The 13,710-nt window shown below is 70.9% G+C and carries 11 protein-coding genes; 5 read left to right on the top strand and 6 right to left on the bottom strand.

The genetic code is table 11. The features are described 5' to 3' along the window. Window positions 1-17 precede the first annotated feature (17 nt). Entirely contained in the window at window positions 18-344 is a 327-nt protein-coding gene (locus AC2D80_RS02410) for a hypothetical protein (RefSeq protein WP_484631382.1), read from the bottom strand. Between the two features lie 202 nt (window positions 345-546). Between AC2D80_RS02410 and AC2D80_RS02405 the strand changes: the two genes are divergently transcribed. Continuing rightward, window positions 547-2,439 carry an InlB B-repeat-containing protein gene (locus AC2D80_RS02405; RefSeq protein ID WP_484631381.1) on the top strand — a complete coding sequence of 631 codons (1,893 nt, stop codon included), beginning with the start codon at window positions 547-549 and terminating at the stop codon, window positions 2,437-2,439. 28 nt (window positions 2,440-2,467) lie between these two features. Here the strand turns inward: AC2D80_RS02405 and AC2D80_RS02400 are convergent, their stop codons facing one another. The 3 genes from AC2D80_RS02400 to AC2D80_RS02390 all read right to left on the bottom strand — a co-directional run bounded on the left by AC2D80_RS02400 (window position 2,468) and on the right by AC2D80_RS02390 (window position 7,537). Next, window positions 2,468-4,027 (bottom strand): methyl-accepting chemotaxis protein, encoded by a 1,560-nt coding sequence (locus AC2D80_RS02400; protein ID WP_484631380.1) that lies wholly within the window; start codon window positions 4,025-4,027, stop codon window positions 2,468-2,470. Window positions 4,028-4,172: 145 nt separating this feature from the next. Continuing rightward, window positions 4,173-6,863, bottom strand: coding sequence for an ATP-binding protein (locus AC2D80_RS02395; protein ID WP_484631379.1), 2,691 nt, complete (start codon window positions 6,861-6,863; stop codon window positions 4,173-4,175). An 11-nt stretch (window positions 6,864-6,874) separates the two neighbouring features. Next, complete coding sequence (locus AC2D80_RS02390) at window positions 6,875-7,537, bottom strand: biliverdin-producing heme oxygenase (RefSeq protein ID WP_484631378.1); 663 nt, start codon at window positions 7,535-7,537, stop codon at window positions 6,875-6,877. 313 nt (window positions 7,538-7,850) lie between these two features. On the opposite strand from AC2D80_RS02390, the gene AC2D80_RS02385 reads away from it, so the two are divergent. The 4 genes from AC2D80_RS02385 to AC2D80_RS02370 all read left to right on the top strand — a co-directional run bounded on the left by AC2D80_RS02385 (window position 7,851) and on the right by AC2D80_RS02370 (window position 11,767). After that, window positions 7,851-8,417: a DUF2939 domain-containing protein gene (locus AC2D80_RS02385; protein ID WP_484631377.1), complete on the top strand. Its 567-nt coding sequence runs from the start codon at window positions 7,851-7,853 to the stop codon at window positions 8,415-8,417. Between the two features lie 54 nt (window positions 8,418-8,471). Continuing rightward, on the top strand, window positions 8,472-9,050 hold the full coding sequence (locus AC2D80_RS02380; protein ID WP_484631376.1) for a TetR/AcrR family transcriptional regulator: 579 nt from the start codon (window positions 8,472-8,474) through the stop codon (window positions 9,048-9,050). Window positions 9,051-9,148: 98 nt separating this feature from the next. Beyond that, window positions 9,149-10,015, top strand: coding sequence for an alpha/beta hydrolase (locus AC2D80_RS02375; RefSeq protein WP_484631375.1), 867 nt, complete (start codon window positions 9,149-9,151; stop codon window positions 10,013-10,015). 210 nt (window positions 10,016-10,225) lie between these two features. Beyond that, window positions 10,226-11,767, top strand: coding sequence for a class I adenylate-forming enzyme family protein (locus tag AC2D80_RS02370; RefSeq protein WP_484631374.1), 1,542 nt, complete (start codon window positions 10,226-10,228; stop codon window positions 11,765-11,767). A 42-nt stretch (window positions 11,768-11,809) separates the two neighbouring features. On the opposite strand, the gene AC2D80_RS02365 is transcribed toward AC2D80_RS02370, so the two are convergent. Next, window positions 11,810-12,328, bottom strand: coding sequence for a YqhA family protein (locus tag AC2D80_RS02365; protein ID WP_484631373.1), 519 nt, complete (start codon window positions 12,326-12,328; stop codon window positions 11,810-11,812). A gap of 35 nt (window positions 12,329-12,363) precedes the next feature. Then, window positions 12,364-13,692, bottom strand: coding sequence for a serine--tRNA ligase (gene serS, locus AC2D80_RS02360; protein ID WP_484631372.1), 1,329 nt, complete (start codon window positions 13,690-13,692; stop codon window positions 12,364-12,366). Window positions 13,693-13,710 lie beyond the last annotated feature (18 nt).

Below are 13,710 nucleotides of genomic sequence, written 5' to 3'. Positions count from 1 at the left end.
GCGGCTCGGCCGCAGGCTCAACGACCGGTGAGCGGGTTGCGCGCAGGCTGCCCCTTGCGGGTGCACACCGCCTCCGACACGGAGCGCCCCATCACGCTGATCGAGCCGCCGACAAAGCAGTGGTACTCCTGGCCGGCGCGGGTCTTCACGGCATAGCGGGTCGTCGTGCCCTCATCGACGCGGTTGCTCACCGTGAAGGCGTCTTTGTCCAGCCCCAGCGCAAAGGCGGTGCGATCGACGATCGCCTGATCGGACACGGCGATCGACGCACAGCCGCTCAGGGCGAGGAGGCCGACGAGGGCGGCCAGAGACAACGGATACGCGGGGCGGAAGGCAGCGGTCATCGGGGGTCCTTGCAGAGAAAAAAGAAGCCGGCCGCGATGCTAGGCAGGCGCCCGGCACCGCGACACCGCACCTTCGGGCAGGTGCAGGGGCCGGCCTGCCCACGGGGCCTGACTGCCCCAAGGTGCGGTGGGCGGTCAGAGGGCCCCGACCTAGCATGCGCCGCCATCGCCGCTTCCGGCATGACGCATCAGGAGGACCCGCATGCAAGACACCCCCCATCGCACCGCCCTGCGACTCGCCACCGCCGTGGTCGTCGCCACCCTCCTCGCCGCCTGCGGCGGCGGGGGCGGAAGCAGCGGATCACCGCAGGCTCCACCGCCCGATGCCCTCGGCCTGACGGTCGGTGTGAACGGCGCGGGCCGTGTCACTTCGCAACCCGGTGGCGTGGACTGCGGCAGCGACTGCAGCGAGTCGTTCCCGCGCGGCGCGGTCGTGACGCTCACTGCCACGCCCGACGCGCGGCAGCAACTGGCCGGCTGGTCCGGTGCGTGCACCGGCACCGCACTCACCTGCACCGTGTCGATGACCGTGGCGCAGCGCGTCGAGGCCCGCTTCACGCCCAGCCCCTCGACGCGCTACTCGCTGGGCGTGACCACCACGGGCGATGGCCGCGTCACTTCGGCGCCGGCCGGTATCGACTGCGGCGCCACCTGCACCGCCGTCTTTGACGCCGACACCGCCGTCACCCTCACCGCAGCCGCCGGGCCCGGCCACACCTTTGAGGGCTGGGGCGGCGCCTGCGGCGGCACCGCCGCCACCTGCCGCGTGACCCTGGCCGCGGCGCGCACCGCATCCGCCGCGTTTCGCGCCACCGCGCCCCTGGCGGGCTGGGGCGATCTGGTGCGGCTGGCCGGTGGTGGCGCCACCGCACCCGTGGTGGCGATCGACGACGCTGACCGGGCCACGGCGGTCTGGCTGCGCCCGGAGCCGGGCACCGGGGAAAACCACGTCTGGGCGAGCCGCTCCAGCGGCGGCACCGCCTGGAGCACCCCGGTGCGCCTGGAAACCAACGTCGGCAACGTGACGCAGTTGCGCCTCGCGATCGACCGGCGCAGCGGTTTCGGCATGCTCCTGTGGACCCAGACGGGCGCCACGCAGGACCTGCACGCCCGCGCGCTCGACCCCGTCAACGGCTGGGGTCCCGAAGCGCGGGTGGAAAACAGCGCCGGGGTGGTCGGCGGCAGCGGCGTTGGGGTCGACGCCGCCGGCAACGCCATCGCGGTCTGGGCCCAGATCGGCCCCACCACCCGGTTCAGCGTGTATGCCAGCCGCTACACCGCGGCGGGCGGCTGGTCAACGCCGGTGCTCCTGGAGGACAACGAAGCCATCGGCAGCCAGGACGGCGAGCCACGGATCGGCGTGACGCCCGGCGGCGACGCGTGGGTGGTGTGGCGCCGCTCTGGCGCTGGTGCGGAAGACGGTTTCTGGGGCGTGCGCCAGTCCGGTGGCGCCAGCTGGAGCCGCCCGGCGCAACTGGTCGCCGACGCCGGCCCGCTGCAGAGCTTCGGAGGTCATGCGCTGACCGTCGCCGACGACGGCCAGGCGCTGCTGGTGTGGGGGCAGCTCGACATCGTTGGGGGCGTCGGCAACCACGCCATGTGGTTCAAACGCGGGGCGTCCGGTGGCTGGTCATCGGCCTCGGCGCGGGTCGCACCTGCCACCACCAATTCGCAGGGCTTCATCAGCCAGCCCGTGCTGCAAGCCAACGCGGCCGGCGACGCGGTGGTCGGCTGGGTCGAACGCGACAACGCGCTGCGCGTCGCCATGGCGCTGGCCGGCGCGGACTTTGGCGTGGCCACCACCGTGCGGGCGGCCAACCCGGGTACCTGGGTCGGCCTGCCCGCCCTCGCGATTGATGACGCGCGGGCGGCGATGGCGGTCTGGGCCGACCCAGTGGGCCGCGACGCCATGTTCTCGCGCACCACCGACGCCAACGCCTGGAGCGCTCCCACGGCCAACGAGGTGTTCCCCGACCCGTCCTTCCCGCCAGCCGTGGCCATGAACGGGCGGGGCGCGGCCGTGAAAGCGTGGCCGCAGGCGTTCAGCGGTTCGGCGGATGAATTGATCCTGCGGCGGTTCAGCGCGGGCCGTTAGCCACGCCCGGCCGGTCTGTCGACCGACCTCAGGCCGTCACGCGGAACACCGCCACCAGCTCGGTCAAGCGGGTGGCCTGGTGCCGCAGGCTGTCGGCCGCGGCCGCGCTTTCTTCAACCAGGGCCGCGTTTTGCTGGGTGGTCTGGTCGAGCTGCGTGACCGCGTGGTTGATCTGCTCGATGCCGGAAGACTGCTGGACCGTGGCCCCCGACATGTCGGCGATGAGCTGACTCACCCGGCGCACCTGATCCACGATGCCTTGCATGGCCTCGCCGGTGGCAGCGACCTGCTGGCTGCCGCGCTCCACGGTGGCCATGTTGCTGCCGATCAGCCCCTTGATCTCTTTGGCCGCCTGCGCGCTGCGCTGCGCCAGGTTGCGCACCTCGCCAGCCACCACCGCAAAGCCGCGGCCCTGTTCGCCCGCGCGCGCGGCTTCCACCGCGGCGTTGAGCGCCAGGATGTTGGTCTGGAAGGCGATGCCGTCGATGGTGCCGATGATGTCGGCCATCTGGCGCGAGGCCGACGCGATGTCCTCCATCGTGGCCACGACCCCCGCGACGCGCTGCCCCCCGTCGGCCGCGGCGCTGGCGGCGGTGGTGGCGAGTTGTGTGGCCTCGGCCGCGGTGTCGGCGGTCTGTTTCACGGTGACGGTGAGTTCCTCCATCGACGCCGCGGTCTGCTGCAGGTTGCTGGCCTGCTCCTCGGTGCGCTGGCTCAGGTCCGCGTTGCCGGTGGCGATCTGGGACGAGCCGGTGGCGATGTTCTCGCTGCCGGCCCGCACCTTGGCCACGATGTCGCGCAGCGACGCCTGCATTTGCGCCACGGCCGCCACCACGCTGTCCGGGGCGCTGCCCCGTGTGTCGATCGGCTGGGTGAGATCGCCACTGGCGATGGCCGCCACGGCCGCCCTGACCTGCGCCGGCTCGCCGCCCAGCGGCCGGGTGACGCTGCGGGTGACGACCCAAGCCAGGCTGATGCCCACCACCAGCGCCAGCGCCACCGCGCCCATGAGCACCAGTTTGGCCTGTGCCGCCGTCGCATCGGCAGAGCGATCGGCGTCGTGCATCAGTTCCTTCTGAAAATCGATGAACGCATCCAGGGCGGCTTCATAGGCGGCCTGACGCGGCTTGAGCTGGGTCGTCAGCGCCGCCACGGCCTCGGCCCGCGCGCCCTCGGCGGCGAAACGCATCACCGCGTCCACCGACTGGTTGTAGCTGGCCCGCTCCTGCGCCGCGCGCTCCATCAGCGCGCGGCCCCGCGTGGATTGGACGGTCTCGTCCAAGCGCTTTAGAAGTTCGGTGTTCGCCTGCCGGGCCTGGGCGATGCGGGTCTGCGATGCCGCCCGGGCGGCCGGATCGTCGAGCAGCAGCAGGCTGCGCACCTCCTGGCCGACCACGCCGAGGTTGTCGCGGATGTCGCGGGCCTGGACAACCTTCACCACGCGGTCGTCGGTCAGCAGGTGGATGTCATGCGCCACGGCCAGCAGCGCGGCGTAGGCGTAGCCGGCGAGCGCGAGCAGCATGAGCACCATGGCCGCAAAACCGGCCGCGACGCGCTGTCCCAGGCGCATGTGCGTGAACAAGTTCATGAGAAACCCCTTGGCGAGTGCGGTTGTTGAGTGATTCAGTGGGTCTTTGGGTTCTCGGAGTGTGAGCGGATAACTTGAGTGTTTTGCTCGGAAAAGTAGGGGCATTCGCCCGCAGATGCCGCGATCTGTGGGGCGCGAGGGCGTCTCAGACCGGCGAAGCCTGGCCCGCCGGCAGCGTGAGCCAGACCGTGGTGCCGGCGCCCGGGGCGGAATCGATCGCGACCTGACCGCGCAGCTTGTCGACGATGCGAGAGACCACTGTGAGACCGATGCCCGCGCCGGTGACGCCCTGGGCGTTCTTCATGCGCCGGAACGGCTGGAAGGGGTCGCCTTCGGCACCGCGGTCGAAGCCGCTGCCGTTGTCCCGGACGAAGAAACGGCCGGACGGCGCGTCGTAGCCCAGGCACACCTCCAGCTCCACGCCCGGGCGGCGGTACTTGATCGCGTTGTCGAAGAGGTTGAGAAACAACTGGCGCAACAGGCGGGGATCGCCCGTCACCGGCGGCACGGCCGCGATCCGGATGTGCAGCGCGGCGTTGTCGGCGGTGAGGCTGTCGGCCAGGCCGGCCAGCGCGGCCGGCAGATCCACGCACTCAAACCGCGGCTCTTCGTTCACCACCCGGATCAGGTCCAGCAGGTCGCTGATCATCTGCCCCATCAGCCGCGACGATTCCCCGATCTTCTGGGCGAACAGCGATCGCTCGTCGTGCGTGTTGACCAGCTCTTCGCACAACAGCGCGGCAAAGCCGTTGATCGAGCGCAGCGGTCCGCGCAGGTCGTGCGCCATGGAGTAGGACAGGCCTTCGAGCTCGCGCATCGCCGCCGACAGCTTGGCGGTGCGCTCGGCCACCTTGCTCTCCAGCGTGCGCTTGGCCTCCACCAGCTGCTGCTCGCGCTCCACCGCGTCGGTCACATCGCGCAGCACGCAGGTCACCAGGGCCGGCACGTTGGCCGACGCCGGGATCAGGGTGAATGAGCAGTCGACCCAGATCGGTCGCCCGGCCGCGTCCACCAGCTCGACGCGGTCGGTGGCCACCGACGTCGGACGGCGCCCGCCGGGCTGCGCCTGCGCCGCTTCGCGCTGCATCGCGGCCGGAACCCACTCGCTGTAGCGGGTGTCTTCGGGCGACAGGTTGAGCTTGCGCCGGAACGAGTCGTTGACAAACACCGCCGCCTCCGAGGCCATGCGCGGTGCCGGCCGCCAGGCGACGATCATGTCGTCCATCAGCGGCAGGAGCGACGCAACGAAGTCGTACTCGCCCTGCACGGCGCGCAGCCGGTTGTCGGCCATCACCTTCGCCACCAAGGCGCCGGCACGCTCCAGAAACTCCAGTTCTTCCGGCAACCAGGCCTCACAGCGCTGGTGGTTTTCCTCGATCCACAAGGCGAAGGAGCGGCGCGGACCGAGCACCGGCGTTCCGTCGGCCAGCGTGGCGTTGGTGAACGCGGAGGGATCGCCGCCCCAGCGCACGCGCTCGGTGCGGCGGTGTCGCCAGCAGGCAAGCAGCAAGCCGGGCGTGCCGCGGTGCAGGCAGACCGCCATCCCGGCCCACGGCCCCAGATCGGGCGCCGCCGCGCCAAACCGCGGTGAGCGTTGAATGTCCCGTTCGGCCACGAGCACGCGCTCGCGCCCGGGCTCGGCGCCTTCGAGGGCCGTCAGCAGGCTTCGTGTGGCGGTATCGAGGGCGCTGGATTCAGGCTCAAGAACCAGCAGCGCCTCGTCCGAGCGCGTAGCGCGCTTGAGCAGGTCGCAGAGGTGGATGCGCTGCGCGTCGGCCGGCAGGTTGAGCTTGAGCACCGCCTCCAGCTCCTCGAGCAAGGCCGCTTCCTCCACCCGCCGCTGCAGCGCCGCCTGGGACTCGATCCAGCGCAGCTTGGACGAGACGATGGACGACACCACCTCGCAAAACCCCAGCGCGATGGCGCGCGTGTTGTGCGGCGGCACACGCGGCACCTCGTTCTGGCAGACGATCATCCCCCACAGGCGGCCATCGACCATGAGCGAGGTCACGACCGACGCGGCCACGCCCATGTTGCGCATGTATTGCAGGTGCATGTCGGACGGGCGACGCAGCAGCGAGAGGGTCAAGTCCACCGCAGCGCCCGCCGAGGGCGTCGCGCGCTCCAGGGTCCATCCCGGGTCGGCGGCGTCGGCAATGATCCGGACCAGGTTCTTTTCATAGAGGCGGCGCGCCTGCGGCGGGATGTCCGAGGCCGGAAAGCGCAGCCCCAGGTACAGCGCTTCCTGCGTCGACGCGTTGGGGCCCCACGACTCGGCAATCACCTCGCCGTGCATGTCTTCGTCAAATCGGTACACCAGCACCCGCGCGTACCCCAGCAAGGAAAGCAGCTTGTCCGAGGCGTAGTTCATCGCCTCCGACAGCGACTGGATCGGCAGGATCTGCTCCGAGAAGCGGGCCAGCGCGGCCAGCACCTCCTCGCCGTTGAGCGTGTCGTCGGCGTCCGTCTCGGCCACCACCTCCAGCACGTCCTGCGGCGGCGACGCCGGGCTGCGATGCCAGAAGAAGTGCAACCAGGCCCCCTCCACCCGCGACGCCCAGTCCACCGGCACCGCCTGGGCCCGCCAGCGGGCCTGCGCGCGCGCCGACATGGAGGCCGTGGCCACGCGCAGCACGGCCTCCAGCGTCAGGCCCGCCCGGTCAGCGCCGGGTTGGGCGTAGGCCCCCAGTCCCAGCAGACCCGCGAAGTTGGGCGTGTTCGCCAGCAAGCGGCCAGAGGCGCTGTCGAAGACCGCCATCGCGCCGTAGGACTGCACGCGCTCAAGCAGATGGATCGGCTCGCTGGCGCAGGGATCGACGGGACCGGGGTTCTTCATGGGCAGGCGCCTCAGGCGGGCTGGGTCAACCGCGCGGGCGGCGGGTCGGTGGCTGCGTTCAAGACCGGGTCGAACGCCCCGAGGAACCACGCGTAGGCCTCCTCGGCGCCCGCGCAGGCCGCCGACACCGACGACGGGGTGCGCAGCGACGATTCCAGGTGCGCGCACACCGCGCGCCAGCGGGCGGTCGTCTGTGGCCCGGCGCCGCCAAAGAACCGGACATAGGCCTCGGCGGAGGGCCCCAGACTGGTGATCAGCCGGCGGCGGATCACCAGACCGCCGAGACGCGAGCCCTCCACGACATACCAGAAGCCCGCGCGAAACGCGGGATCGCGGGCCACGGACCGCCCGTCCGCAGAAGGCCCCGCCGCCCGCGCGGCGCCCGGTCCGCCGAGGGCGGTGAGGTCCGCGCGCAGCAAGCCGGCGCGCGACGCCTCGGGGTCGGGACCCAGGGCCTCGGTGGGCCAGAGACCCAGCCGTTCCACGGCCTCGTGCAGAGCCAGCAAACGCTGCAGCAGGTCCCGCAGCTCCGGGATCTGCAGGTCGGGCGCGGTCAGGCGGGTGAGGCGGGAGGCGTGGTCGAGGCGGTGGTGGGCACCGGCGGTGGCCGCCCGCAGCACCGCCACCACGCTGGGGGGTGCGGGGGCTGCTGGCGCCTCGTGCGGTGGGCTCACGCCGGTCCTTGGTGGTCCGTCCGCGGTCGCGGATGACCGCGCCACGGGGCCGGTGGTCCGGCCCCGCCACGCGGTGGATGTCTTGCAGGCTTTATACCCCCAGGGGTTCACAAGCAACCAGATGTTTCCTCGCGCCTTGATCTGGCGCAAACCGCGGCCGGCTCCCCTCCCCGGGATGGGCGGCCCCAATCACCGCCAGGACCAAGCGTGACCGATCTCTCGCGGCAGCGAACCGGCGCACCCGCGGGGTCTTGAAGAAGCGCGCCGCGCCTGCCACGCTGGCGCTGTCACTGTGTCCCCCTTCGCCACAACCATGCCCTCCGCCATCCACCGTTTTGTGCTCGCCGCTGTCGTGCTCGCGGGCGGCAGCGCCGCCGCCTACTGGCATTTCTCCCCCCACCTCGCGCTGCAGGGCCTCGCGTCGGCCGCCGAGGCCCGCGACGCGGAGCGCTTCAACGCCCGCGTGGACTACCCCGCCCTGCGCGAAAGCCTCAAAGGGCAGCTGGCCGCCCGGGTCACGGGATCGATCGACACCGCCGGTCGCGACAACCCTTTCGAGGCCTTGGGCAGCCTGCTGGGGCTGGCGCTGGTCAACCAGGCCGTGGACGCCTTCGTGCGGCCCGAGGTGGTCATGACACTGATGGCGGAAGGCACGATGGAGCCGCGCCCGACCCCCGCCACGGCCGGCGCCGGCGTGCCGCCGCCGGCATCACCCACGCCACCGCCGCGCTGGACCCTGGAGCGGATCGGCGCCAACCGCGTGATCGCCTGGCGTCAGGAAGGGCCGGCGGCCGACCCATCCGCCGGACTGGTGCTCGTGCGCCACGGCTTCGCCGACTGGAAACTCACCGACATCCGCCTGCCCGAGCCGCCCCGATGAAGCCGCGCCGGGGCCTGCTTGCCTGAAGATGACGGCCATCATATGATGGCCGTCATGCGTTATCCCGCTGACCACAAGACACAGACCCGCCAGAAAGTGCTGGACGCCGCCGCCCGTGGCTTCCGACGGCAGGGCATTGACCGGCTGAGCGTGGCGGGGCTCATGCAGGACGCCGGCCTGACCCACGGCGGCTTCTACGCCCACTTTCCCTCCAAGGACGCGTTGGTGGCGGACGCGGTGGCCCATGCGTTCACCGAAGCCCAGGCGCACCTCTGGCATGCCCTCGAACGCGCACCGGCCGGTCAGAAGACCCGCGCCGTCGTCGAGCACTACCTGTCCCGCGCCCACCTGCGCACGCCCGAGCTGGGCTGCCCGATGGCCGCCCTGGGAACCGAACTGGCCCGCCAGCCCGAGACGGTGCGCCGCGCCACGGCAGACGGTGTGCACGGACTGCGCGAGGTGCTGGCCCAAGCCATCGCCGCCGACGGCTTGCCCGTGCCGGCGGAGCTGCTGGTGTCCGCCCTCGTGGGCGGACTGGCGGTGGCGCGCGCCGCGACCTCGGCCAGTCAGAGCGAGCGCTGGCGCACCCAGGTCCTTGCCGGCCTCGCGCCCTGGCTGAGCCCCACCCCCTGAGCCGCGATCCGCGCGCCCGGCGCGCGGTACCCCGAAGGCCGATGGCCTTTTTCTTTCCATCGATGACATTATCATCATCATTCCAAGGAGTCCTCATCATGATCCCTCCGCACGACGCGATCGACCCTCGCCTTCCCCAGCCCGTGAGGCACGCGGTGCAGGCCTTCCTGAAGCCCGAGCGGGTCGTGGCCACCGAAGCGGAACAGCAACTGCTGAACCGGGCGGAAGCCCAGCGGCTGTCCGGCGAAGGCCAGGACCTGGCGGTGTGGCGCTGGCGCCCACCCGCGCCGGCGGCGGACGCGCCGGCCGTGCTTCTGGTGCACGGCTGGAACAGCCGCGGCAGCCACCTCGGCGCGTTTGTGCCACCGCTGTTGGCCGCCGGCTTCACCGTGTGGACTTTCGACGCCCATGCCCACGGCGACAGCGGCGGGGCGGTCTCCTCGGTGGTCCACCACGCCCGGTCGGTGTGGCGGGTCGCGCAGGCGGCCGGCGACATCGCCGCGGTCATCGCCCATTCCGTGGGATCACCGGCCACGCTGCTCGCCGCGGGCTGGGGCCTGTCGCTGCAGGCCAGCGTGCACCTCGCCGGCCCGGCCGCGCTGCGCCGGGTGGCGCTCGCCGCGGCCGACGCCGGCGGACTGGACCCGGCCCACACCCCCGCTTACCTCGCCGCCATTGAGCAAATGGCCGGCCTGCCCCTGGACGCGGTGCAACCCCCGGCGCTGACCGCCCCCCTGCGCCACCGCGGGCTGCTCTGGCACGACCCGGCCGACCGCGAGATTCCCATCGCCGAAAGCGAAGCACTCGCGGCCCACTGGCCAGACGCGGCGCTTCGGCGTGTGACGGGATTGGGCCATCGGCGCCTCTTGCGCGATCCCGCCGTGATCGCCTCGTCAATCGATTTCCTCGACGCGCACCTCACCGCGCGCTTCGCAACCGCCGCAGACACGCCGCCAGCCGGGTGAGCGCGGCCAGTGGCGGCTGGCCCGCCAAGGGCGGCCCGACCCAGCGCGCCAGGGCGTCCCCGGACGGGCGTCCAGGGAATCGGGGTTCTAGTGCCAACGCGTTATTGCCCCGCGGGGCGGGCCCATGCACAAACAGCAAGGCCACGGCACACCGCAGCCCCTGCGGTGCGTACCGGCGGCGCCCTTGCCCCCCCGCCCCAGGAGATTCGCATGCACCACCCCGGTCTGGCATCCACGGTCGGCCAGTTGCTCCACGTGGGCGCGCTGCGCCACCCGAGCAAGACAGCCCTGGTCTTCGAAGGCCAGCGGTGGACCTACGGGTCGCTGGAGGACGCCGTCTTGAACGTGGCCGGACACCTGCAGTCCCTGGGACTGGGCGCGGGCGACACCATCTCGCTGATCGGTCCCAACACCCCCGAGTGGGTCATCGCCTACCACGCGGTGCTGCGCATCGGCGCCGTGGTGAACCCGCTCAACCTGATGCTGACCCCGCCCGAGGCGGCCTACGCCATCGCCGACTGCGGCGCCACGGCCGTCATTGGCGCCGACGACCGGCTCGCGCCCCTGACCGACGCGCTGGATGGCACCTCGGTCCGCCTGCGTCTGGCCTTCGGCGGGCAGCCTCCTCCCCACACGAACGACTTCCACCGGCTGCTCCAGGACGGTGCAGCCCTGTTCAAGCCGGTGGAGATCAGCCCCGACCAGGTGTGCACCGTGGGCTACACCTCCGGCACCACCGGTCACCCGAAAGGCGCCACCCTGACCCACCGGGCGATCACCCTGAACACCGCCATGACCGCCACGATGCACGTGCGCACGCCGGCGGACACGGTGGTCAGCGCCCTGCCCTGCTCCCACGTCTATGGCAACGTGGTGATGAACGCCGCGCTGGCCTGCGGCATGACCCTCGTGCTGCACCGCTCCTTCGACGTCGAGCGCGTGCTGGCCAGCATCGAAACCGAGCGGGCCACCCTGTTTGAGGGGGTGCCGACGATGTACCACTACATCCTCAACCACCCGCAGCGCCACCGCTACGACCTGTCATCGCTGACGCGCTGCACCGTCGGCGGCCAGACCATGCCGGTGGCGAAGATGCGGGAGGTGGAGGCGGTGTTTGGCTGCCCGCTGATCGAGCTGTGGGGCATGACCGAACTCGGCGGCCTCGGCACCACCCACAGCCTCTACGGCCCCCGCCGCCTCGGGTCGATTGGTGTGCCCCTGCCCCACCTCGAGGCGCGGGTGGTGGCCACGGACGGCAGCCGGCGCGTGCTGCCGCCGGGCGACGTGGGCGAGTTGCAGATCCGCGGGCCGGTGACCATGAAGGGCTATCTCGGACAACCGGCTGCCACGGCCGACACGCTGGAGCCCGACGGCTGGCTGCGCACCGGCGACCTCGTGCGCCAGGACAAGGATGGCTATCTGTTTGTGGTCGACCGCCTCAAAGACCTGATCATCACCGGCGGGTTCAACATCTACCCGGCCGAGCTGGAGCGGGCGATTGCCGAACACCCGGACGTGGCGATGGTGGCGGTGGGCAGCGTGCCGGACGACCACAAAGGCGAACTCGCGAAGGCCTACGTCGTGCCCCGGCCGGGCGCCCGGCTCGACATTGACGCGCTCGACCGCCACTGTCGCCAGCGGCTGGCCGCGTACAAGGTGCCGCGGCTGTACCAGGTGGTGGAGGATCTGCCGAAAACCAGCACGGGCAAGGTGCTGCGCCGCCGCCTTCGCGAGCTTGACCCCGTGTCGTAACGGCCTACCCGCGCGGGCCACGCGCGGGCGAGACGCAGACGATCAGTGCTGTTCGCGGGTGAGGCGCTCGGCGTAGGAGATACCGATGGCCGAGAGCACGAAGGTGAAATGGATCACCGCCACCACGGCCACCACCTGGATGTTCTCCAGACTCAGGTCACCACTGAGGTAGGTCTTGAGCGCGTGCACGCCCGAGATCGAGATGATCGCGAAGGCCAGCTTGAGCTTGAGGTTGTAGGTGTTGACGTGATCGAGCCAGTCGGGCTTCTTCATGTCCTTGCTGTCGAAGTGCCCGGTGGTCACAAACAGCGACACACCGGCCAATGCGACCACCCACACCAGCTGGGCCACCATGGTCATGTCCACCAGCTCCAGCACCTTGATGATGAGATCGATCTTCTCCAGCTGGCCGAACAGCAGCGTGTTCATCAGCTTGAACGTCTCGAACAGGAACTTGCCCAGGATGCCGAAGATGATGGCCACCAGCCCCACGTAGAAGAACAGCATGGTGAAGCGCATGCCGTAGAGCAGGGAGCCGACGCTGGCGAGCAGTTTTTCCATGGAGTGTCCGGGGTTGGTGAAGGGATCGGCCGCGTTCAGGCGGCCGCCAGGCGGTCGAGCCCGCCGAGGTAGGGCCGCAGCGCCTCAGGCACGGTCACGCTGCCGTCGGCGTTCTGGTAGTTCTCCAGCACGGCCACCAGCGTGCGGCCCACCGCCAGGCCCGAGCCGTTGAGCGTGTGCACCAGCTCGTTCTTGCCCTGCGCGTTCTTGAAACGGGCCTGCAGGCGTCGCGCCTGGAAGGCCTCGCAGTTGGACACCGAGCTGATCTCGCGGTAGGTGTTCTGTGCCGGCACCCAGACTTCCAGGTCGTGGGTGCGCGCCGCGCCAAAACCCATGTCGCCGGTGCACAGGCAGATCACGCGGTAGGGCAGTCCCAGCTTCTGCAGCACGGCCTCGGCGTGGCGGGTCATGTCCTCCAGCGCCTCCTGGCTTTTTTCGGGATGCACGATCTGCACCATCTCGACCTTGTCGAACTGGTGCTGGCGGATCATGCCGCGCGTGTCCCGCCCGGCGCTGCCGGCCTCGGAGCGGAAGCACGGTGTGTGGGCCGTGAGCTTGATCGGCAGGTCGCTTTCGGCGAGCACGGTGTCGCGCACGACGTTGGTCAGCGTGACTTCGCTGGTGGGGATGAGATAGAGGGCCTGCTGGTCGGCCTCACCGCCGTCCTGCCCCCCCTTTTTCGCGGCGAACAGGTCACCCTCAAACTTCGGCAGCTGGCCGGTGCCGCGCAGCGTGTCGGCGTTGACGATGTAGGGCGTGTAGCACTCGGTGTAGCCGTGTTCCTGCGTCTGCACGTCGAGCATGAACTGGGCGAGCGCGCGGTGCAGGCGGGCGATCGGGCCGCGCATGAAGGTGAAGCGCGAGCCGGCGAGCTTGGCACCGGTTTCGAAGTCGAGGCCGAGCTTCTCGCCGATGTCCACGTGGTCGCGCACCGGAAAGTCGAAGGCGCGCGGGCCCTTGCCGTCAGGACTCCAGCGGCGCAACTCCACGTTGCCGGATTCGTCCGCGCCGAGTGGCACGCCGTCTTGCGGCAGGTTGGGCACCGCCAGCAGCAGGGCCTGCAACTCGGCCTGGATCACGTCCAGGCGCGCGGCACCGGCCTCCAGCTCGGCCTTGATCGCACCGACCTGCGCCATGGCCGCGTCGGCCTGTGCGTGCTGGCCCTTGCCCTTGAGCGCGCCAATCTGCTTGGACACGCTGTTGCGCTGGGCCTGCAGCTCCTCGGTGCGGGTCTGCAGCGCCTTGCGCTCGGTCTCCAGCGCGCGGTAAGCGGCCACATCGAGGTAGGGCTGGGGGGACTTGCGGGTGGACAGGCGCTGGACGACGGCGTCGAGGTCTTTGCGCAGGAGAACGATGTCAAGCATGGGGCAAGGGGGATGGGG

The sequence above is a fragment of the Hydrogenophaga sp. T66 genome, from assembly GCF_057219855.1.
This window is presented reverse-complemented; position numbering and strand designations above follow the sequence as displayed.